This is a genomic window from Nocardia sp. XZ_19_369 (genome assembly GCF_015355715.1).
Lineage (GTDB): Bacteria > Actinomycetota > Actinomycetes > Mycobacteriales > Mycobacteriaceae > Nocardia.
This window is the reverse complement of record NZ_JACVED010000002.1, coordinates 187,784-209,056: the sequence shown is the minus strand read 5'-3', so window position 1 is coordinate 209,056 and position 21,273 is coordinate 187,784. Positions and strand designations below refer to the sequence as shown.

Below are 21,273 nucleotides of genomic sequence, written 5' to 3'. Positions count from 1 at the left end.
AGTCGCGCCTGGAGGCCTCCGTTGTCCTCGTTCGTTCACCTGCATGTGCACACCGAGTACTCGATGCTGGACGGTGCGGCGAAGATCGAGCCGCTGTTCGAGGAGGCCGGGCGGCTCGGGATGACCGCGGTGGGGATGACCGATCACGGGAACATGTTCGGGGCGGACGAGTTCTATCAGGTCGCCACGAAGAGGGGCATCAAGCCGATCATCGGGATCGAGGCATATCTCGCTCCCGGCAGCCGATTTCACAAGAAGCCGGTGTTCTGGGGGCAGGCGAATCAGCGCGGGTCGAACGGGGAGGGCGTCGGCGGCGACGTGTCCGGTGGCGGTGCTTACACGCACATGACGATGCTCGCGCGCGACGCACGCGGGTTGCGCAACCTATTCAAGCTGTCCTCGCTGGCCAGCATCGAGGGCTACTACCGCAAGCCGCGGATGGACCGGGAACTGGTCGCCGGGCACGCCGAGGGCATCATCGCCACCACCGGCTGCCCGTCCGGCGAGGTGCAGACCCGGCTGCGGCTCGGTCAGCACGCCGAGGCGATCCAGGCGGCCGCCGACTACCGCGACATCTTCGGCAAGGAGAACTTCTTCGTCGAACTGATGGACCACGGTCTGCCCATCGAGCGGTCGGTCCGCGACGGGCTGCTCGAGATCAGCGCGAAGCTGGGCATTCCGCCGTTGGCCACCAACGACTCTCATTACGTCACCAAGGATCAGTCCGAGGCGCATGCCGCGCTGCTGTGTGTCCAGGCGGGAAAGACACTCAGCGATCCCGCGCGGTTCAAGTTCGACGGCGACGGTTACTACCTGCAGTCGGCGGACGAGATGCGAGCGTACTGGGATGCCCAGGTGCCCGGCGCGGCCGACAACACCCTGCTGATCGCCGAACGGGTCGAGTCCTACGCCGAGGTGTGGGAGCACACCGACCGGATGCCGATCTACGAAGCACCCGAGGGCTACGACGTGACCTCATGGTTCCGCACGGAGGTCATGCGCGGCCTCGCCTGGCGACTGCCCGGCGGCGTGCCCGAGGAGTATCTGCGCCGCGCCGAGTTCGAGATCGACATCATCGTGCAGAAGGGGTTTCCGGCCTACTTCCTGATCACCGCCGACCTGATGAATTACGCACGCCAGCAAGGCATTCGGGTCGGCCCCGGGCGTGGCTCCGCAGCCGGGTCACTGGTGTCTTATGCGATGGGCATCACGAACCTGGACCCCATCCACCACGGCCTGCTGTTCGAGCGATTCCTCAATCCCGAGCGCATGTCGATGCCCGATATCGATATGGACTTCGACGATCGCCGCCGCGGTGAGATGGTGCGCTACGCGACGGAGAAATACGGCAGTGACCGCATCGCCCAGGTGATCACCTTCGGCAAGATCAAAACGAAGGCGGCGATCAAGGATTCGGCGCGGGTCCACTTCGGCCAGCCGGGTTTCGCCATCGCCGACCGGATCTCCAAGGCGCTGCCGCCGCCGGTCGCCGCGAAGGATATCCCGCTGTCGGGCATCGTCGATCCCAAGCACGAGCGCTATGCCGAAGCGGCCGAGGTCCGTTCGCTGATCGAGACCGACAAAGACGTCGCCACCATCTTCGAGACGGCGCGTGGCCTGGAGGGCCTGATTCGCAACGCGGGCGTGCACGCCTGTGCGGTGATCATGTCCTCGGAGCCGCTGGCGAACGTCATCCCGCTGTGGCGGCGCGAGGACGGCTCGATGATCACCGGGTGGGACTACCCGTCCTGTGAGGCCATCGGCCTGCTCAAAATGGACTTCCTCGGCCTGCGCAACCTCACGGTGATCGGCGACGCGATCGAGAACATCGAGGCCAACCGCGGCGAGACAGTCGACCTCGACTCACTCGGCACCGACGACCCGAAGACCTACGAGCTGCTCGGTCGTGGCGACAGCCTCGGCGTCTTCCAGCTCGACGGCAACGCGATGCGCGAACTGCTCCGGCGGTTGGGGCCCAACGGGTTCGAGGACATCATCGCCGTCAACGCGCTGTATCGGCCGGGGCCGATGGCGATGAACACGCACAACAATTACGCCGACCGCAAGAACGCCAGGCAGGCGATCGAGCCGATCCATGCGGAACTGGCCGAGCCGCTGCGCGACATCCTCGCCGAGACCTACGGCCTGGTGGTGTACCAGGAACAGATCATGCAGATCGCCCAGCGGGTGGCGGGCTTCTCGATGGGCCGCGCCGACGTGCTGCGCCGCGCGATGGGCAAGAAGAAGCTCGAGGTCCTGGAGAAGGAGTTCGAGGGATTCCGCGCCGGCATGCGAGAGAACGGGTTTTCCGACGAAGCGGTGCAGGCCCTGTGGGACACCGTCCTGCCGTTCGCCGGATACGCGTTCAACAAGTCGCACGCGGCTGGGTACGCGCTGGTCGGCTACTGGACCGCCTACCTCAAGGCCAACTATCAGGCCGAATACATGGCGGCCCTGCTCACTTCGGTGGCCGACAACAAGGACAAGTCGGCGATCTACCTGGCCGAGTGCCGCCAGCTCGGCCTCGAGGTGCTGGCGCCGGATGTCAACGAGTCGTCGCTGCGGTTCTCCGCCGTGGGCACCGACATCAGGTTCGGGCTCGGCGGTATCCGCAACGTCGGGGCCAATGTGGTCGAGTCGATCATCAAGACCCGCACCACCAAGGGCAAGTACACCTCGTTCGCTGATTTCATCGAGAAGTCGGAGCTGGTCTGCTGCAACAAGCGCGTGCTGGAGTCGCTCATCAAGGCCGGTGCGTTCGACTCGTTCGATCATCCGCGCAAGGCGCTGATCGACGTGCACGAGGAAGCGGTGGACGCCGTCACCGGACTCAAGCGCCAAGAGGCGATGGGGCAGTTCGACTTGTTCGGGGTCGAGAGCGGCGCCGAGGAGACGTCCAGTCATTCCTCACCACTGAGCCATCTGAAATTCGACGGCGAAGAGTGGCCGCGCAAGATCTTGCTCGGGTTGGAGCGAGAAATGCTGGGACTCTACGTTTCCGGGCATCCACTCGACGGCACGAATCACATACTCCGCAAGGCCGCACCGAAGCCCATCGCCCATGTCCTGGCCAACGCGCCTCGGGAGGGAACGATCGTGATTTCGGGCATGATCTCCGCCCTGGAACGCCGGGTCAACAAAAAGGGTGAAAGCTGGGCGATCGCGGTCATCGAGGACTTGGACGCCTCGGTCGAAGTGCTGTTCTTCCCGAAGAGTTACAACTTGTTCACCACCGACCTCGTCGTGGACGCCGTTGTGGCAGTGGAAGGCCGAGTGAATTGGCGGGAGGACAGAATGGGTATCTTCGGCACCCACCTAGCTCCGCTCGATATCAGTTCCGTGGAACGTGGCGAGCACGCGCCTCCACTGATGCTGGAAATAAACGCGGAGTCCACCCGTCGCGACAGTGTTCTGGAATTGAAATCGGCGCTGCGGTCCCACCGCGGCGGCACCCCGGTGCGCCTCGTGCTGTGCTACCGAGACCGGCGCACCACGCTCGCGGTCGACAATTATCCGGTGACGGTCAGTTCGGCCCTGCTCGGTGAGCTGCGGGCCGTGCGCGGCGTCAAAGTACGGACATGACAGGCAGTTTCGGCACCGCCCGCGCCGACCGTCAGGTGCGGACGGTGCCGTCGGTCTGGAGCATCGCCAGCTGAGCATCGTCGATCCGCGCGGGCAGGACCTCGCGCAGCCAGTCCCCGAGCAGTGTCGCCGCCTCGGGCTCACTCGCCACCTCGCCACATCCCGCGAAATAGTCGATGAGCGCTCGGGCCGCCGGATTTTCTTTGTCGCAGCCGGCGCAAAGCCCTACCGTGCGAGTCCCGCTCACCTCGGTACCGTCGGCGCGCAAAAACGAATGTGGCGCCCGCACTGCGCAGAGCAAAGCGTCACCGCACCGATGGCATGGCATATCCCGCAATAGCAGCTCACAATCCAGACCCGACACGAGGTTGATTCGACTCGATTCGCGACCCGGTGTCCAACAAACAACACGCCCCAATCCCCAACCAGCAGTTGTGAACAGCACGCATCGAAAGAACGGATCCCTCGATGAGAACCACTCCCCCGGCGCTCGAACCCTCTCGAATCGCTTTCGCACAGGCGCAGATCGACGAAGTGCGGCGTCAGCTCCTCGATACCGCGGCCTTCGGCAAGAGCATTACGCCGGACCAACTCGAGCACCTCGCCGCGAAGCTCGGCGAAACGCTGCGGATTCTCGCCGAGGACGGTCGCTCTCCTGCCTACCTAGCCCCACCCGAATGGCCTCCTCGACAGGTGAATAGGTGCCGTCGGCCCGTTCCAGTTCCAGCGGGGCCGCGGGTTCCAGGGTGGGGGTCGCCATGAAGCGTGGCGTATCGCCGTGATGGGGCTGGGCGGCGTGGATCAGGAACGGGTGACACAGGTAGACATCGCCGGCGCTGCCGGTGGCGTACGCGACCGGCAGGTCGGCGGTGGCCTCGAGTACGCCGGTCTCGTCGATGCGGGTGGCGTCGATGCCCTCGTCTCCGTAGCGGCGCAGTCGGCCGGGTAAGGCCAGGTGGGAGCCGATACGAAGTCTGGTCGGTGCGTCGGACTCCGCGACATCGGTGAACAAGAACAGCATGAGCAGCGCGCAGCCACGGGAACGGTAGTTGGTGAACGAGTGCCCTTTCCAGCCCTCGGGGAGGTAACTGCCCTCGAAGTGCCAGTAGTCGTCGCCGGGGGACTCAGTGTGCGGGAAACGGACCGGGATGGGGCCGATACCGAACCTGCGCCGCCACCGACCAGGGCCCACCAGCTGGTCGAAAGCTTCTTCCAAGCTGGGCATCTGGATGGCGGTGCGGAATGGCTCGTCGATGTATTCGGGCAAGCGGACGAGTGGCTTTGTCCAGGTGGTCCGATCGTGCGGAGCACATCCGGTGCCCGGCCACATGATCTCGATACAGCGCTCGGCGGTTGCGCGAGAAAATGCTCCGGCTACGTGCACGAATCCGTTCTCGATGAACTTGGTGATGTGTTCTGCCTCGAGCATTGCGCGGAACCTCACTTTGTGTGGAGAAGGCCTATTTCTCACGGCATACCCGGTCAAGGCCCCGGGTCACCGACTGTCAAGCAGTGCATAGCCGTTCGATAACACTGCGACATGACGCGCGTGTTCGGCGCCGACCAGCGATTCGTGCGGCGGTATAACCGAGGGGATGGCGAATTCACGGTGTTGGATGGCACTCGTCAGCTTGCTGGTGACCGCGGTCGCGGTCACCGCCGTCTCGGCGCCCGCCACCGCGGCTCCCGACGAGGTCCGCGTGATCAGCGAAACGCCGATCACCCGGGCCGTCACCCGCCTCGACATCTACTCACCGTCGATGGATCAGGTTGTCAGCAATCATGTGATCCGGGCGGCAGAGGGCCCCGCGCCGACGCTGTACTTGCTCACCGGCATCGGTGGCGGCGAGGACGGCATCTCGTGGTGGCACAACACCGAGGTCCGGGACTTCTTCGCCGATAAGAACGTGAATGTGGTGCTGCCGATCGGCGGTGCGTTCAGCATGTACACCAACTGGCGTGCCGACGATCCGATCATCGGGCGCGCCCGCTGGCAGACCTACCTCACCCGCGAACTTCCCGCGATCGTCGATGCCTACCTGCACACGACCGGCCGGAACGCGATCGCCGGGGTGTCGATGAGCGGTGGCTCCGCGGTCGATCTCGCGATTCAGGCGCCGCACCTGTACCAAGCCGTTGCGGCGTACAGCGGATGCCCGTGGTCCGCAGACGTATTCGGGGTAGCGATGATCAGCGCACAGGTGCTGCGCGGCGGCGGCAATCCGGTGAACATGTGGGGTGCGCCGGGCTCGGACGGGTGGCGCACCCATGACGCGTTCGCGCGGGCGGGTGCGCTCGCCGGCAAAGCCATCTACCTCTCGGCCGCGTCCGGTATCCCCGGCGTGATCGACCGCAGCGGCCTCCCCATGCCACCGGTCGAGGCGATCGCGAGCAGGTGCACCGCCGCCTTCGCGGGCAGACTCGCCGCGCTCGGTGTGCCCGCCGTCCATGTCGACCGCCGGACGGGGTCGCACACCTGGGGTCTGTTCGAAACGGACCTGCGCAACTCGTGGCCGCAGCTGGCCCGTGCGCTCGGCACCCGGTAGCCGAAATCACTGCGCCGCAATCGAACTAACAAATCTTGCAACGCAGGCTTAACTGCTCCGTAGATATATCTTCACCAGCTAAGACCTCCCTTACATGCTGTGCTCATTCGCCGTTTCCTCGGTACAGTCGTCCGTGCCGATCACGAGCACATAACGCGCTCTTCATGATTCGCGGCTGATAATAGTTCCGGCATCAGCCGCTATTCGGGCTCGGCAGAAATCCCACCTTTAGCACTCATCGGAGGTCTCCGCGCTATGCCGCCCGCTGCCAACCGTCGCCACTACCGCGGAAAACATCGCGCCAAGAAGTCACCCACGAATGCCACACCCAGGCTATTCGCTGCACTGGTCGCAGGCACCCTGATCGGGCCGGCCGCGCTCACCCTGACCAGCACCGCCACCGCGGCAGCTCAGGCGCCCAGCTTCGGCTTCCGAGCGAAGATCCAGGGCTATGACTCCGACGGCAAGGCAATCATCCACTACAACAACAAGATCAAAGACGCCGGCATCGAGAACGCCGTCAAACACCTGAACTCGACGCCGGGCCTGAACTTCGTTTTGAAACCCGGAACGGGCAACGGCGCAATCGACATCAGCAACGAACAATTCCAGGGTGATGTGGCCGGTCTCGGCGGGTGGGACAACGGCCCGTTCGTGAAACTCGATCCGAAGACGCGCAATTACGATCCGGCCGACCGCACCGAGGTCGCCGCGCACGAACTGCTCCACTCCATCGGTCTCGATCACAATGACAGCGGCTGTAGCATCATGGCCAGCTCGGTCAATCGGTGCAACAATGGCCCGACACCGCTGAGCAAGAATGAGATCAATCAGCTGAACAGTATGTATAAGTCTGGGAAGCCCGGTAATTCGAGCGACCCGTCCAAGCCGAATAAGCCGAACGACCAGACAAAACCTGGCGACAGCAGCAAGCCGGGTAGTCCGAACAATCAGCGCCCGAAACCCTCGCCGAGTCAGCCGGGGCAAGACGGCGGGGATGATCAGTCGAGCCAGCCCGGTGACGGGTCCGATCCGTCCGGCGACGGCGACAACGCCACCGACGGTGGGAATCCGTTCGGCGACGACAGTAATCCCTACGGTGACGACAGCAACCCGTACGGCGATGACAGCGGCGACGGCAGCAACCCGTTCGGTGACGACAGCGGCAACCCGTTCGGCGACGACAGCGGCAACCCGTTCGGCGACGACAGCAGCAACCCGTTCGGTGACGACAGCAGCAACCCGTTCGGTGACGACAGCGGCGACGGCAGCAACCCGTTCGGTGACGACAGCGGCGACGGCGGCAACCCGTTCGGTGACGACAGCGGCGACGGCGGTGACCTGTTCGGCGACGGCGACGGTGGCGACGGATTCGACTGGTCCGACGACAGCTGGACCAATGATTCCTCCGACGGTGGCGATATGTTCAGCGACGGCGGCGACAGCGACATGTTCAGCAGCGATGGCAACGACATGTTCAGCACCGGCGGCGATAACGACATGTTCAGCACCGGCGGTGACAATGACATGTTCAGCAGCGACGGCGGCGATACGTTCAGCACCGGCGGCGATATGTTCAGCGATGTCGGCGACATGTTCAGCGGTGGCGACAGCGGCGACATGTTCAACACCGGCGACCTGTTCAGCAGCGGAGGCGACCTGTTCAGCACCGGCGGCGGTGACGACTTCGATTGGTTCGGCGGTGGTGGCCGGCGGAACCAGTCCGGCGGCGGAGATCTCTTCGGCGGCGGCGGATTCGGCGATCTCGCGAGCGTCGGCGGCGGATTCGACGGCGGCCTCTTCTAGCCGGTAGACATTTCGAGCACGCAGCAGGCCGGACTCCCTTGTACCGCAAGGGAGTCCGGTCTTACCACCACTCAGACCTCGACAGCGGGGTGCAGGCGGTTGATCGTCCAGACCCGCTGCCGACGCACCACGAGAGCGGTGCAGGCGAGGGATCCGAGCAAGAACGCAAGCAGGATCACGCAGTCCCGCAACAGATTACCGGTGAGCCCACCGGAAATCGTGACCCGCAGCCCATCGACCAGGTAGGTCATCGGCAGGAACGGATGGATGATCCGGAACGGCGCAGGCGTTGTTTCGATCGGATACAAACCGCCGCAAGAAGTCAGCTGCAAGATCAGCAGCACCAGCGACAGCGCCTCTCCGACAACACCGAACGCGACTCGAAGGAAGTGATCGATCGCAACGAAAGCCGCTGCCGCGAGGATCATCAACCCCGCCGTCTGTATCGGACGCACTGGGTCCAGCCGTAGCCCCACCTGAACCACCCCATAGAGGATGAGACCACCCGCAACAGCGATACCCGCCACCGGCAGCCACCCGGCGACCGCCACGGTCCACGGACTGATCCGGCTCGCCATCGCGCGCTGATTGAGTGGTTGGATGAACAGATAAGCCAGCAGCCCCAGCACCCACAGGGCGATCGCAAAGAAGAACGGCGTCAAGCCACGCCCGTACAACCCCGCCGGATTGAGATTGTGGCTGACGATACCCACCGGCGAGCCGAGTACATCCGCCGCGGCCGCGGTCTGCTCAGGACTGGTATCAGGAATCTTCACCAACGCCGAGTCGACGGTGTCGGCGACTTTGGTTGCCCCGGAATGCAATTGGTCCGCACCGGTCTGCAACGTCCGACTGCTCGCCTGCAAGGACGCAAGACTGTTGGTGATCTGGATGGCGCCACCGGACACGGTCGAGGCGCCCGCGGTCAGGGCGTGCAACGGTGCCGCGGCGGCGCGCAGATTCTGCCGCACGATATCGACGCTGCCCGCCAGCTGACCCGCCTGGTTGCTGGCCTGCGCCGCGGCATCATGGGCTTGCCGGGCGGTGTCGGCGACGTTGCCCGCGGTCGACCCGACGGCCTGCACGTGGTCGAGCGCCTGACGGAACGTCGGGTCGAGCAGTAGTTCGGGGTGCGCGACCGCCAGCTGGCGCAGGTCGGCGCTGCCCTGATCGGCTTGCTGACGCACCAGATCGGCACCGCCCCTGACGAGTTCGAGTGATTGCGCGGCGGCACCGGTCGCGTTGGACAGCGCCCCGGCGGCCGTCGGCAGGGTCGCCGTGCCGGTGTCGACGAGCTGGGTCACCGCGGTGTCGACCTCGTTGCTCGCCTGCGCGAGTCGCGCGACCCCGTCGGAGATCTGGGCCGTGCCGGCAGTCGACCCGTCCAGTCCCGCGGCCAGCGCCGCCGTGCCCTGCTGGGCGAGCACCGACGAGTCCACCAGCGCGTGTACGCCGGTTGCCGCGACCTCGAGTTGCTGCTTCACCAGCGTGAGGTCGCCGTAGATGGCTTTGGCGTAGGCCGCGTGGGCGGCGCTGTTCACTTGGTTCTGTAGCTCGGAGCGCGCCACATCGGCGACCACGCCGACGATGAAATTGTTGGCGTCGTTGAGTGTGATGCCGAGGGTGGCCCGTTCCGGGATCGGTTTTTCGGCGCTGATCAGTTTCCGGCTGAAGTCCGGCGGGACGGTGATGGTGAAGTAGAAGCGCCCGTGCACGAGGCCGTCCTCGGCGGCGTGCCGATCGACGAAGTGCCACTGGAACTTCGGGGTGGCACGCAACTGTTGCTCGAACTGTTTGCCCGCGTCGACCACCTGCCCGTTCGCCGTGACCGGCTGGTCTTCGATGACGACGGCGACCGGGATCTGATCGGTTTTACCGTAGGGATCCCAGTTCGACCACAGATACAGCGAGCCGTACAGCAGCGGTATCAGCGCGAGCCCGATCGGCACGAGCTTGCGCAGCAGCGGACCGCGGAACCGCCGGAACTCGAGCAGGGCCAGCCGTAGTGCCTTCACGCGTTCTCCTGGAGGTCGGCCCGCGCGTCGGCCGCGCGCGGTGGGGTCAGGGTGAGCACGGTGATGTCGTCGAACGGCGGCGGCGCGGTGGCTGCGGCGATGACGGTGCAGCCGTGAAAGGTCAACTCCCGCAGGCACTCCCAGACCCACCGCGTCTCGCTGCTGGTACAGCCCGCGCCGACATCGTCGACCACCACTGCGCCCGGCTGCTGAGCGGCCGCCAAGGCCACCGCGAGTACCAGCGCTTCGCCTGGCGCCAGCTCCCCCACCAGCCGCTGACCAGCGGGTGCGGCCGCCCCCATCGCGGCGAAGGTCGCCGCCAAGGCCGACTCGGTGAACCGTGGTCCGCCGATCAGCGCGCGCTCGGCGATCACCTCCTCGACCCGCAGCCACGGATCGAGCACACAGCCGGGATCGAGCCGCGCTATCGCTACCGAGTCCTGGATCGCGCCCGGCTGTTCGTCGTAGCGGCGGCCCCCGACGACGAGGCGACCGGTGACCAGCCGCATCCGCCCCGACAACGCCCACAGCAGCGACGTGCGGCCCGAACCGGCCGACCCGACGATCACCGCCAACTGGCCGGCCGCAACCGTCAGATCGACGTTCTCGAACGCACACCCCGACGACCCGCGTGCAGCGAGATTGTCGGCCACGACATCAACACCCACCCATGTCACTCGACTAATCATAGAGACCGTTCCGTATGCCGAGCGGCAACGCCGCACCCCTACGATTCATCCGCCAGCAATCTTGTACAGATGGGTTGGTGCGCTGGAGGTGACGGCTCGCCGAACACAATGTGAAACGGCAGCAACTGGGGAGCCACCGACCTTGGTACAGCGTTGTTTTCCGCTATCGTGATTTTCGTGACAGTGCGAGTCGAGGCACCACGCAGGCGTGGCATCGCCGTCGTGCTCGCGGCGGCCGCGCTGTTGCTGGCCCACGCGCTGTTCATGTGCGTGCTGGGGCTACCCGGCGTTTCCGGGACGGCCGAGCCGGTGCCCACCCTCGTCGCCGCGGAGAAGTCGCTCGGCGCGACCACCCATGCGGATCCGGCCGCCGAGGGCCACGAGCAGGGTTGTCTGGCCAGGACACCGCAGCGCGAGGCCGAGCCCGAGGTCGACACTACTTCGGCAGAACTCGATAGCGCTGACGCACAAACGGATACGAGCCGGCGGCCGCGATTCGCCGGCTGGGGGCCGTGGCGGATCGCCGCGCCGGACGGCCGTGGCATTTTGCGAAATCTCTGTATCGATCGGTGCTGACGGGCACCCGGTCGGCCGCCCGCTAACGGCGGGCCGACGCGCGGGTTCGTCCGATACTCACCCGGCATCTCGGATGCCGATTCGATGCTAGGAGTTCACGCATGTGCAGTGCCGTTGTCGATCGTGTCGTCTTGTCCGCCGATCATCTCCACGCTCAGGAACAGGCGCGCCGCCGCCCGGCGACGCTCGTCGGAGACACCCCGGTGCTCTGGATCGGGGAGCCGTTCGCCATGGCCGGCCGGGGGTTCTGGGCCAAACTCGAGGGTCACAATCCGGGCGGGATGAAGGACCGCCCCGCGCTGCACATGGTCGAACGCGCGGTGGCGCGCGGCACGCTGCAGCCGGGCGCACGAATTATCGAATCTACCAGTGGCACACTCGGTTTGGGGTTGGCGCTGGCCGGTATCGCGCATCGCCATCCGGTCACCCTGGTGACCGACCCTGGCATGGAGCCGATGCTGCGGCGGATGCTGACCGCCTACGGCGCGACCGTCGACCTGGTCACCGAGCCCTGCGCGATCGGCGGCTGGCAGCAGGCGCGTCGCGATCGGGTGGCGCAGTTGCTGGCCACCTATCCGGGTTCCTGGTGTCCGGACCAGTACAACAACCCGGACAATGTCGACGGCTATCAGTCGCTGGCGCTGGAGCTGCTCACCCAGCTCGGGCACATCGATGTGCTGGTGTGCTCGGTCGGCACCGGCGGCCATTCGGCCGGGGTGGCGCGGGTGCTGCGCCGCTTCCAGCCCGAGCTCCGGCTGGTCGGGGTGGACACGATCGGGTCGACCATCTTCGGGCAACCCGCGGCGTCCCGGCTGATGCGCGGGCTCGGCTCCAGCATTCATCCCGCGAACGTGGACTATCCGGCCTTCGCCGAGGTGCACTGGGTGGCTCCGCACGAAGCTGTCTGGGCGGCACGGACTTTGGCGTCCACGCACTATTGCAGTGGCGGGTGGAGCGTCGGCGCGGTGGCACTGGTCGCGGGGTGGCTGGCGCGCACCCAGCCGGTGGGCACCCGGATCGCCGCGGTGTTTCCCGATGGACCGCACCGCTACACCGACACCGTCTACAACGACGACTACTGCACCGAGCACGGATTCTTCGACCTGCCGGTGCCGGCCGAACCCGACGTGGTCGGCGACCCGAGCGAGCAGGTGGTACGGCGCTGGACCCGCTGCACCACGGTCGTCGCACCGACCGCGGCGGTGTCGCGATGAGCGGATTGTGGCGGCGCTGGGCCGTCTTCGACCGGCCGAGCCAGGTGCTGATGGTCAACCAGTTCGGCATCAATCTGGGCTTCTACATGCTGATGCCCTACCTAGCCTCGCACCTGTCCAGCGGGCTCGGAATGGCCGCCTGGACAGTCGGTCTCGTGCTCGGCGTGCGAAACTTCACCCAGCAGGGCATGTTTCTGGTGGGCGGCACACTGGCCGACCGATTCGGCTACAAGCCGCTCATCGTCGCCGGATGCGCTTTGCGCACAGCGAGTTTCGCGTTGCTTGCGCTCGCCGACACCTTGCCCGCCGTGCTGATCGCGGTAGCGGCAACCGGATTCGCGGGTGCCCTGTTCAATCCCGCCGTGCGCGCCTACCTGGCCGCCGACGCCGGCAACGAACGCCGGGTGGCGGCCTTCGCCATGTTCAACATCTTCTATCAGGCAGGCATCCTCGCGGGACCGCTGGTCGGATTGGCGTTGACGGCGTGGGATTTCCGCGCCACCGCCGGTGTCGCCGCCGTCGTGTTCGCCGTCCTCACGGTGGTGCAGCTGCGCTGGTTGCCGACCACCCGCGACACCGACCGCACCGGCGTGCGCGATTCGGTGCTCGCCAATTGGCGCTTGGTGGTGCGCAACCGGCCGTTCCTGTTGTTCTCGGTCGTCATGGTCGGCTGCTACGTGCTGTCCTTCCAGGTGTACCTCGCCCTGCCGCTGCAAGCCGGAATCGTCGTCGGCCCAGGCAGATCCGACACCGGACTGATCGCCGCGATCTTCGCGGTCAGCAGCATCGTCGCCATCGCCGGACAACTGCCGATGACCAGATGGCTAGCCCGCCGCGGCGGCTCCGGCCGCGGCCTGGTGCTCGGCATGGCCCTCATGTCGACCGCCTTCGTTCCCCTGCTCCTCACCCCGAACGCCACGATCCCCGGCGGCATCCCGGTCGCCACCACCGCCCTACTCACCTGCGCCGCACTCTTGGCCCTAGCCACCGCAGCCGTATTCCCCTGCGAGATGGACACCGTCGTCACCCTCGCCCGCAACCGCCTCGTCGCCACCCACTACGGCTTCTACAACACCATCGTCGGAATCGGCATCCTCCTAGGCAACCTCACCACCGGAGCCGTCTTCGACTACCTCACCGAATCCGGCTACCCGTCACTGATCTGGGCCGCCCTCACCCTCATCGGTGCCGCCTGCGCCACCGCCCTGTGGGGATTGAACCGCTCGGCTGTCAGCGGCGGAACTCCTCGATCGGACGGAACTCCGAGTGCCGATCCCCGACCTCGTGGCGGTACCACGCCTCGCGTCGTCGGCACTGGACCCGGTCGGTGAGGTTGTCGATCCCGGGGAGCGTGCGGCGCAGGGTTTCCCAGGCGAAGATGAGGGGGGCTTGGGCGATCGGGTGGAGGATCCATGGGAAGCGTTGGGGCATCGCGTGTTTGGCGTAGGTGGTGGGTGGTAGCCAGACTGCGGTGTAGCCGATTTGGATGCGGTAGTTGATTTCGTCGCGGAGGCGTTTGCGCCAGGAGGTGCCGGGTTTCGGGGCGAAGGCGGGGAGGTAGGACTCCACGAGTTCGGCGCCGTCGGTGCCCGCGGTGTTGGCGCGCTTGACCATCGCGGCGAACATCAGCTGGGCGCCCTCCTTGAAATCGGTGGGGTACCAGTCGGGTTGGACGCCGAGGAGGTGGCCGACGTAGCGCCAGAAGTGCATGGTCGCTTCGATCTCGCGAATGGTGGTCTGGTAGCCCAGGCTCCAGAGCGCCAGGCCGGGTACCACGCTGCCTGCCATCAGGGTGAGGGTTGCGTCGCCGACGCTGATCGGTACGCCCCACGCGTTGAGGTCCCATTCAGGACGCTGCATCAGTTTGCGCCGGATGAACACGTGCATGATCCGTACTCGCATCGCGGTCTGGCGTCCTCGGGCGCCGGGCGCCAGGCCGCCTGCGTCGGAGACATCGATCCAGAATCGGACGGTTTCGAGCTGTCGCTTGTGGGCGCGTTCGCCGGCGTAGCCGCCGGTGTAGGACAGCGGTTTGGCGATGGAGCTCTCCGAGTACATTTCGAGAGTGCTCGTCGTGGCGAAGCTGAATACCGATGTGCCCCAACGACGGAAGACTCGGGCGCCCAGGTCCACCAGGTCCTGATCCAACCAGGGTGGCGCGGTGTCGAACCCCTCGAACAGGCGGACCAGCGAACGCGGTGCGTCGGGCACCGCGTCGATGCCGTGGGTGAGGGCTTGATCGAGCATCGCCCGGCCTGCTTTGGGGCCGAGATCGCCCAGGTACACCTCGTCGACGAAGGCCTCGGCGACGGGGTCGGCCTGATAGTAGGCGGCGGCGAAATTCCGGACCAGCTCCTCGTCCGGTTGCGGATCGAATCGTGCGACGCGCCGGATCAGCCGGCGCATCCGCTGTACGCGCGGATCGGTGATGCGCGCCCAGTAGCGGAACTCGGCGGGGGCCCGTTCGGCGTCGATCGTCATGAATAGACTGTAAGTTGAGTAAATGCTCACCTTCTACTCCAGTTTGTGACGGCCGTGCGATGACGCCGAGTGACCGCACTGATCAGCGGAAACGTCCGCAGCAAGCGCGCTCCCGGGAAACCCGGGACCATATCGTGGCCAACGCCGCTCAGCTTTTTGCCGAACGCGGCATCGCCGAGACGTCGACCAATCACATCGCCGCCCGAGCGGGCATCAGCATCGGATCGCTCTACCGCTATTTCGCCGACAAGAACGCCATCATCGACGTGCTCCGCGCCGACCTGCTCACCGAATTGGAGGAGCGTTTCGCCGAAACCGTGGTGACCGGAGTGACCGTCACCCCGCGCGAGGCGGTGGCGAGCAGCCTCACCGCGGTGCTGGACGTGGTGTCCGAGCGCGAAGGCCTGGTCCGGGCCCTCGCCGCCGACACCACCGCGCACGGCGTCGGCCTGCCCGACCTAGAACGCCGCCTACTACTGCTCACGCGGGCCTACCTGCTGCACCAACTCGGCCCGACACCACAGCAAGAACTCGAGGTCAGAGCCTTCGTAATGGTCAACGCCGGCCTGGCGGCGTGCCTGCGATTCGCACTCGGCCCCACCCCGAACCTGAACCGCGATCTCCTGATCACCGAAACCGCCGACATGATCGGCGACTGGCTCGACGCCGTCGCGCGACGCCAGAACGGCTGATTCGGCCAACCCGCCGTCCAGTCCCCTAGCCAGCATCCGGCTCCACTGCGGCCCGCGATGCCGTTGTCCCTCAGCACGGTTCGAGCCTCCGACCAGCGACGCGCCGATCGGGAGCGACCCACGAGGAACAAGCCGGCGCCGAACCGAAATGGACAACAGACCAACTCCTTTCGGGCCACACCCTTGACGCAGTGGGGTTCGCGGCCCCAAATTTATCTTCCGAGATACGAAACACCGTTTCTCACAGTGAAACACAGGAGTCACGTTGGTCATCATCCAACGTCTGCTGGTCGCCATCGGCCTGATCGCCGCCGCCACCGCATTCACCATTCCCGCCACACACGCCCAATCGACGGCGACCAAGGTGGAGAACACCGTCGAAGTCCGTTGCGCGTTCACCATGCTGCGCCGGAGCAGCGACTGGTTCTTCCCCGCAGGCACCCCCAAGGCGCTGCTGTGGTTGCAGCACGGCTTCGCCAGTTCCAACGACGCGGTCGACGAGACCGCGAGAAAGTTTGCCGCGCAGGGCTTTCTGGTATTCGCCCCGACCCTGCCCACCGCCAACGCCTTCGGCTGCACTGTGGAAAACCTCGGCAACAACACCAATTTCCTGCACAACGTGGCCGATCTGTTCGGCAAGGCCGCCGACCCGGGCGACAAACTCGGCCGCAGCTTCGCCGACGCGAAGCAGAAGGCGGGGCGGCCCGATCTGGCGCTGCCGAAGGCCATGGTGTTCGCCGGGCATTCCGCCGCCGGCGAGGCCGTACCGTATGTCGCCCAGGTGCTGCGGTCGGATTATGCGGCCGCATTCGCCGCCGTCCGTGGGCTCATCCTGTTCGACCCCGCGAAGAGTTTCGTCGGCAACAACCTCAGCAGTTCGCTCAATCATCTGAGCAACACCGCGTTACCGATCCTGGCCATCTCCGCTCCCCCGTACAGCTGCAACCGCGACGGCACCGGCACCAAGGAACTGCTCGGGCAGATCTCCCGGCCTTTCCTGGGGGTCCGGCTCACCACCGGATCGCATATCGATGTGGAGGCGTCCAGCGCACCCGGACCGGACAAAACCGCCTGCGGCACACCGCAGACGAAGAACGTCTCGGCCCTGCAAACGCTTGCCACGGCATGGGCGGGCGACTTCGTCACCGGCGCGACAACCGCCGACTACTACCCCGGCGGCACCTACTACGAAGCCCAGCGTTCCGCCGGAACTATCCAAACCCTGCAATAGCCCACACAACTCGACCGGGGGTCGACGTAACCCGTTGGCCCCCAGACCGAGTCCGGCACCACGTGCTCGAAGAATCCTCGAGAATCGGAGCCCACGATGTTCTTGTCCACCCGCCGCCTGGTATTGCTCCTCACCGTCGGCATGATCGGCCTACTGAGCCCCGTTACCGCCGACGCGGCTCCCCCCGACCCGACGATGTTCGGCGACTTGTGTATTCGGACGCAGTCGCAGACGGCGAACCTGAATGTGGTCGCGTTTCGACGTGCGGGCGGATCTCTGGAAAAGACTGTGTATTCAGACCTCGCCTCTTTCGCCGCCGCCAAACCCCTGGTTCGACCACTGACCGTGGCCCGCTACACCAGCTACGAGGACGCGGCGGCGACGCAGCCGAAACAAGTGCGGTGCAAAGGGAAGTCCGCCGATCACCTCACCGCCGTCTACGGTGCCGATCTCGCGGGACCGGAGGGTACCTGCGCTGAGGCGAACCGCCAGACCGTTGCCGAGACAGCGAGAATGCTCACTCCTCCAGAACGTGACGCCCTGGTGCACCGACCGAACACCATTCTGATCGACTCCGACACCCAGGCAGTCAACGGCCCCGATTGGCTGGCCGAATTTCCCGCCGCCACACTGGATTCCGCAGGAACATTACACCTAGGATCCAAATCGCTCTATGTGCCGTTCACTACTCCCGGCATCCCGGAAGCCTTCAAAGGGCAGCACTATTGCACTCTCATCGCACACGCTTACCTGAAGCGACTCATGCTCGGTCTGACCCAGCCGTGAACGAATTCGGTTCGCCTGGCGGCACATCGGCGCGGCCGAGCTATGGCGAACGCCGCCGACCGTGCGACGCGCCCATCCGGGCAACCAATGCCGAACGCAGGTACCACACTCCGCTGGCTCGGGCGGGGTCGAAACCGGTGAGTTCGCCGATGCGGCGGAGGCGGTAGTCGACGGTGTTCGGGTGGATGCCGAGGCGTTCGGCCGACCGCAGCCTGCTCAGATCGGTGTCGATGTAGATCTGCAGGGTCTCGCGTAGTTCGGGGTGGTCGTCCAATGGGGCGAGGTGGTCGCCGAGCAGGTCACGGGCGGCACCGGGGCGGCTGAGTTGGTGTTGCAGCGCCAATTCGGCGAATCGGTGCACTCCGGGCTCCAGGCCCATCCGTTGCGCCGTATCGAGGAGTTCGTGGGCTTGGCGCGCCGCGGTGGACACCTCGTCGGGGCGGGCGGTGACCACGGTGGCGGTGATCGGCACGCACGCCGCCTCGGCCAAAGCCGGTACCAGGTCATCGAGTTCGGCGTCGGTCCGCGCGGTTGTCGGCACGAGCACCGTTCCCCCGTCGACGGACAGCAGCGACAGTGCCTCGCCGCCGAGCAGCGTCGCGAGCGCCGATTGCAGACGGCGCAATTTACGCCGGGCGACGACCTGACGATCGAGGCCGGGACGGCTTTCGTCGGGGTGCGCGGGCAGCGCGATGGCGAGCACGAAATACTCTGCGGCGAACCGCATTTCCGGCGGCATCGGCTGACCGCCGAGCAACACCGACGTCAAGTTGTGGGTGGCCGTGTGATGTTCGGCCGCGTCGGCTTTGTGTTCGCGCACATAGGCTTTGCACACCGTGGCGGTCACCAGCTTGGACAGGTCGACGACCCGGCCCATGCCGGTGACGACGCCGAGCATGTCCGCCGGACCGGACCGCGCGATCAGGTCGAGCCCCATCTTGCAGCCCACGTTGACGGCGTGCAGCACCGTATCGACGGGAACACCGGCCCGGGCACAGCCTGCCGCCGCGGCTTCGAGCCCGTCGGTCGCGGCGCGCACCGGGTGTCCGTTCAACCGGTGGATCAGCCAGCCGAGGCAGATCCGGACCACGACCTTGACCTCGCCGTGCAGCGCGGCCGCGGGCAACGGCCCGGACGCCGCGACGTGGTCGAGCACGGCGCGGGTCAGTTCATCGAGATCGCGCGCCGTCGAGGAAATCTGTCGCTCGAGCACACCGAGCTCGGGTCGGTCGAGACTTTCGATCGTCACCGGTGGCCTCCTTCTCTGCCGTGAACCGCAGCGACTGGGGGGCCGGCCGCAAGCAACTGAGCGTCTGCCACGGCCGAGAACTTCGCTGTTATCGGACTCTTGCTGTGTGGAAGCAACGGTAAACCGAGCTCCCGCTCACCTTCTACTCCTCTTTCAACGCTCGTCGCCGAAGGCATTCCGATCCGCTCACCAGGCGAAATACCGAATCAGTAGCAGGCCTGTGGCGCGGCGAGCTCGACAGTAGATAGCGAGGTGCTCACTTTTTGCCGTGTACCGCTCGGGTCTCCACGTCGACCCACGCCCCGATCATCCGCGCCGTCATCTGCAGCGCCTCCGCCCGCGCCGCGCTGTCCACCTCCAGCGCCGTCGCCCGCAGCACCGCCGCGAAGCCGGTGTTGATGATGACGAAGGTCATCACGTCGTACTCGTGATCGTCGCCCGGACCGAGCATTTGGATCACCATCACCTTCACCAGCAGCCGCAGCCGTGGTTCGAATTCCGGGATCCCGCTGCTGTAGAACTGCACGCCCGCGACCAGCGCCCGCACCAGCTGGGCGTTCTCCACCAGCTCGTCGGCGATGACCTCCAGGATCCCGGTGATCACCTCGACGCTCGGCTTCTCGCCGAGGCCGAATACCCGCTGGGAGAACCGTTGTTCGATGTTCTCCAGCAGGCGACGCAGCAGTTCTTCGACCATGACCGAGCGGTCGGCGAAATACCGGTAGACCGTGCCGATGCTGACCCCGGCCGCCGCCGCGATCTTGTTGGTCGAGGTATTGGCGATGCCGCGCTCGCCGAACAGCTGCGCGGCAGTGTCGAGGATGTGCTCGCGGGTCGCCTTGGCCCGTTCCTGCGTGGGACGGCGGCGCTGACCCACAGCTTTCGGCGGCATGGCGTACTCCTTACGAAATGAGCTTTGCTCAGTTTAGTCCGGGCGTCGAATGTGCGAGAGTGATGCCACCGCGACGAGCGGCCGGTGGGCCGATGGAGGTACGACAGTGGGCGATCGGGTGCCGAAGAGTCGTCTCGCGCGCGGAAGCAAGCTCGGCCGATTGGCGGCGGGCCAGGCGCTGCGCGGGATGGGCACGCGGTTGTCGATGATCGGCCGCACCGAACAGGCGCGGCAGGTGCTCGCCGAACGGTCGACTTTGCAAGCGGCGCAACAGCTGGTCACCGTGCTGGGCGGACTGAAGGGCGCGGCGATGAAGCTGGGCCAGATGCTGTCGGTGCTCGACGTGGACCTGCTGCCGGAAGCGCATCGGGAGATGTTCCGGGTCAAGCTCGCCGAGCTGCGCGACCAAGCACCGACCGTGGCGTTCCCCGCTATGCGGACGGTGATCGAGGGCGATCTCGGGCCGATGGCGCGCGTGTTCGCCGACTTCGACGAGACGCCGATCGCCGCGGCGTCGATCGGTCAGGTGTATCGGGCCCGGCTGCACGACGGGCGTGCGGTCGCGGTCAAGGTCAAATATCCGGGCGTGGACGACGCCGTCGAGGCGGACATGCGCAATCTGGCCACGTTCAGCAGGCTGTGGAAGTCCATGCTGCCGAGCGCGGCCGACACCGACGTGCTCGACGAGATCGCGCGCAACATCGGCAGCGAGCTCGACTATGTGCGCGAAGCGCGGACCCAGCACCGGGTCGCCGGGCGGTATCGGGGCCATCCGTTCGTCACGGTACCGGACAGCATCGAAGAATATTGCGGGCCACATGTTTTGGTGACGGAGTTTCTGGAAGGCGAACCGTACCAACGGATCAGGGCGCTGCCGAACGCGGAACGCAATCGGATCGGCGAGCTGATCTATCGCTTCTACATCAGTTCACTCTTCACGGACTTCGAGTTCTGCGGTGATCCGCATCCCGGCAATGTCCTGCTCGCGGCGGACGGCAAGCTCGGTTTCGTGGATTTCGGGCTCTACCACAGCATGGACCCGGTGCATGTCGAGCTGGAGCGGGCGTGCCTGCGAGCCGCGGGCGAGTACCGCGGCGACGATCTGTACGACATGTGGGTCCAGCGCGGCATCGTCGACCCCCAATCCGGTGTCACCGCACAGGAATGCCTCGAATACGTGTGGGCGGCGGCCGGCTGGCATCTCCTCGACGAGGAGATCACCATCACGCCCGAACTCGCCACCGGCGCTTTGATTCTCGCCGTCGACCCCAGGGCCGCGGAATTCCGCGGTATGCGACAGCAGCGACTACCCCCGGAGCATGTGTTCTCGCGCCGGTCCGACCTGTTCACCTTCGCCGCGCTCGGCCAATTGGAGATCACCAACAACTGGCACCGGATCGCCAGGGAGTGGCTCTACGACGAGCCGCCGGTCACCGAGATCGGGCGGGAGACGGCGCGCTGGCGCGCCGGTGCGCAGCCGTAATCCGCTGCGCGGGGCCGGATTTCAGTCCGAC

17 protein-coding genes and 1 pseudogene are annotated in these 21,273 nt (G+C 66.0%); 11 read left to right on the top strand and 7 right to left on the bottom strand.

Annotation, left to right across the window (positions count from 1 at the left end; all coding sequences use genetic code 11):
- Positions 1-21: 21 nt before the first annotated feature.
- A complete protein-coding gene (dnaE, locus tag IBX18_RS07205) occupies positions 22-3,582 on the top strand; it encodes a DNA polymerase III subunit alpha (protein WP_194832953.1) in 3,561 nt (1,186 codons plus the stop codon).
- A gap of 31 nt (positions 3,583-3,613) precedes the next feature.
- Here the strand turns inward: dnaE and IBX18_RS41955 are convergent, their stop codons facing one another.
- Positions 3,614-3,910: a DUF6300 family protein gene (locus tag IBX18_RS41955; RefSeq protein ID WP_228540587.1), complete on the bottom strand. Its 297-nt coding sequence runs from the start codon at positions 3,908-3,910 to the stop codon at positions 3,614-3,616.
- Positions 3,911-4,050: 140 nt separating this feature from the next.
- On the opposite strand from IBX18_RS41955, the pseudogene IBX18_RS43385 reads away from it, so the two are divergent.
- Positions 4,051-4,176: pseudogene (locus IBX18_RS43385) on the top strand (DUF6374 family protein); the annotation flags it as partial.
- Here IBX18_RS43385 and IBX18_RS07200 read toward each other — a convergent pair.
- The gene (locus IBX18_RS07200; RefSeq protein WP_194832952.1) at positions 4,160-5,011 is read right to left on the bottom strand and encodes a phytanoyl-CoA dioxygenase family protein; all 852 of its coding nucleotides are present in this window, start codon (positions 5,009-5,011) and stop codon (positions 4,160-4,162) included. The pseudogene IBX18_RS43385 and the gene IBX18_RS07200 overlap by 17 nt on opposite strands.
- A gap of 187 nt (positions 5,012-5,198) precedes the next feature.
- On the opposite strand from IBX18_RS07200, the gene IBX18_RS07195 reads away from it, so the two are divergent.
- Positions 5,199-6,128 carry an alpha/beta hydrolase family protein gene (locus IBX18_RS07195; protein ID WP_194832951.1) on the top strand — a complete coding sequence of 310 codons (930 nt, stop codon included), beginning with the start codon at positions 5,199-5,201 and terminating at the stop codon, positions 6,126-6,128.
- 255 nt (positions 6,129-6,383) lie between these two features.
- Positions 6,384-7,934, top strand: coding sequence for a matrixin family metalloprotease (locus IBX18_RS07190; RefSeq protein ID WP_194832950.1), 1,551 nt, complete (start codon positions 6,384-6,386; stop codon positions 7,932-7,934).
- 71 nt (positions 7,935-8,005) lie between these two features.
- Here the strand turns inward: IBX18_RS07190 and IBX18_RS07185 are convergent, their stop codons facing one another.
- Both IBX18_RS07185 and IBX18_RS07180 read right to left on the bottom strand, forming a co-directional pair.
- Positions 8,006-9,949 (bottom strand): YhgE/Pip domain-containing protein, encoded by a 1,944-nt coding sequence (locus tag IBX18_RS07185; protein ID WP_194832949.1) that lies wholly within the window; start codon positions 9,947-9,949, stop codon positions 8,006-8,008.
- Complete coding sequence (locus IBX18_RS07180) at positions 9,946-10,626, bottom strand: ATP-binding cassette domain-containing protein (RefSeq protein ID WP_194832948.1); 681 nt, start codon at positions 10,624-10,626, stop codon at positions 9,946-9,948. The genes IBX18_RS07185 and IBX18_RS07180 overlap by 4 nt, the downstream gene beginning before the upstream one ends.
- Before the next feature lie 189 nt (positions 10,627-10,815).
- On the opposite strand from IBX18_RS07180, the gene IBX18_RS07175 reads away from it, so the two are divergent.
- The 3 genes from IBX18_RS07175 to IBX18_RS07165 all read left to right on the top strand — a co-directional run bounded on the left by IBX18_RS07175 (position 10,816) and on the right by IBX18_RS07165 (position 13,759).
- A complete protein-coding gene (locus tag IBX18_RS07175) occupies positions 10,816-11,214 on the top strand; it encodes a hypothetical protein (protein ID WP_194832947.1) in 399 nt (132 codons plus the stop codon).
- A 101-nt stretch (positions 11,215-11,315) separates the two neighbouring features.
- On the top strand, positions 11,316-12,428 hold the full coding sequence (locus tag IBX18_RS07170; protein ID WP_194832946.1) for a PLP-dependent cysteine synthase family protein: 1,113 nt from the start codon (positions 11,316-11,318) through the stop codon (positions 12,426-12,428).
- A complete protein-coding gene (locus IBX18_RS07165; RefSeq protein WP_194832945.1) occupies positions 12,425-13,759 on the top strand; it encodes an MFS transporter in 1,335 nt (444 codons plus the stop codon). Before IBX18_RS07170 ends, IBX18_RS07165 begins: the two co-directional genes overlap by 4 nt.
- Here the strand turns inward: IBX18_RS07165 and IBX18_RS07160 are convergent.
- Positions 13,659-14,909, bottom strand: a complete 1,251-nt coding sequence (locus IBX18_RS07160) for an oxygenase MpaB family protein (protein ID WP_194832944.1) — start codon at positions 14,907-14,909, stop codon at positions 13,659-13,661. The two genes, IBX18_RS07165 and IBX18_RS07160, sit on opposite strands and share 101 nt — an antisense overlap.
- Before the next feature lie 134 nt (positions 14,910-15,043).
- On the opposite strand from IBX18_RS07160, the gene IBX18_RS07155 reads away from it, so the two are divergent.
- The 3 genes from IBX18_RS07155 to IBX18_RS07145 all read left to right on the top strand — a co-directional run bounded on the left by IBX18_RS07155 (position 15,044) and on the right by IBX18_RS07145 (position 17,618).
- A complete protein-coding gene (locus IBX18_RS07155) occupies positions 15,044-15,601 on the top strand; it encodes a helix-turn-helix domain-containing protein (protein WP_306796181.1) in 558 nt (185 codons plus the stop codon).
- 265 nt (positions 15,602-15,866) lie between these two features.
- On the top strand, positions 15,867-16,832 hold the full coding sequence (locus tag IBX18_RS07150) for an alpha/beta hydrolase (protein WP_194832942.1): 966 nt from the start codon (positions 15,867-15,869) through the stop codon (positions 16,830-16,832).
- 96 nt (positions 16,833-16,928) lie between these two features.
- Positions 16,929-17,618 carry a hypothetical protein gene (locus IBX18_RS07145; RefSeq protein ID WP_194832941.1) on the top strand — a complete coding sequence of 230 codons (690 nt, stop codon included), beginning with the start codon at positions 16,929-16,931 and terminating at the stop codon, positions 17,616-17,618.
- A 40-nt stretch (positions 17,619-17,658) separates the two neighbouring features.
- Here the strand turns inward: IBX18_RS07145 and IBX18_RS07140 are convergent, their stop codons facing one another.
- The gene (locus tag IBX18_RS07140) at positions 17,659-18,867 is read right to left on the bottom strand and encodes a CdaR family transcriptional regulator (protein ID WP_194832940.1); all 1,209 of its coding nucleotides are present in this window, start codon (positions 18,865-18,867) and stop codon (positions 17,659-17,661) included.
- Positions 18,868-19,123: 256 nt separating this feature from the next.
- A complete protein-coding gene (locus IBX18_RS07135; RefSeq protein WP_194832939.1) occupies positions 19,124-19,759 on the bottom strand; it encodes a TetR/AcrR family transcriptional regulator in 636 nt (211 codons plus the stop codon).
- Between the two features lie 106 nt (positions 19,760-19,865).
- Here IBX18_RS07135 and IBX18_RS07130 point away from each other — a divergent pair, with 106 nt between their 5' ends.
- The gene (locus tag IBX18_RS07130) at positions 19,866-21,242 is read left to right on the top strand and encodes an AarF/ABC1/UbiB kinase family protein (RefSeq protein WP_194832938.1); all 1,377 of its coding nucleotides are present in this window, start codon (positions 19,866-19,868) and stop codon (positions 21,240-21,242) included.
- The last annotated feature ends 31 nt before the right edge of the window (positions 21,243-21,273 follow it).

Coding starts and splice junctions, on each gene's coding strand:
- IBX18_RS41955 (WP_228540587.1), bottom strand. CDS start 3,910: ATGCCATGCCATCGGTGCGGTGACGCTTTGCTCTGCGCAGTGCGGGCG.
- IBX18_RS07200 (WP_194832952.1), bottom strand. CDS start 5,011: ATGCTCGAGGCAGAACACATCACCAAGTTCATCGAGAACGGATTCGTG.
- IBX18_RS07195 (WP_194832951.1), top strand. CDS start 5,199: ATGGCACTCGTCAGCTTGCTGGTGACCGCGGTCGCGGTCACCGCCGTC.
- IBX18_RS07190 (WP_194832950.1), top strand. CDS start 6,384: ATGCCGCCCGCTGCCAACCGTCGCCACTACCGCGGAAAACATCGCGCC.
- IBX18_RS07170 (WP_194832946.1), top strand. CDS start 11,316: ATGTGCAGTGCCGTTGTCGATCGTGTCGTCTTGTCCGCCGATCATCTC.
- IBX18_RS07165 (WP_194832945.1), top strand. CDS start 12,425: ATGAGCGGATTGTGGCGGCGCTGGGCCGTCTTCGACCGGCCGAGCCAG.
- IBX18_RS07160 (WP_194832944.1), bottom strand. CDS start 14,909: ATGACGATCGACGCCGAACGGGCCCCCGCCGAGTTCCGCTACTGGGCG.
- IBX18_RS07145 (WP_194832941.1), top strand. CDS start 16,929: ATGTTCTTGTCCACCCGCCGCCTGGTATTGCTCCTCACCGTCGGCATG.
- IBX18_RS07135 (WP_194832939.1), bottom strand. CDS start 19,759: ATGCCGCCGAAAGCTGTGGGTCAGCGCCGCCGTCCCACGCAGGAACGG.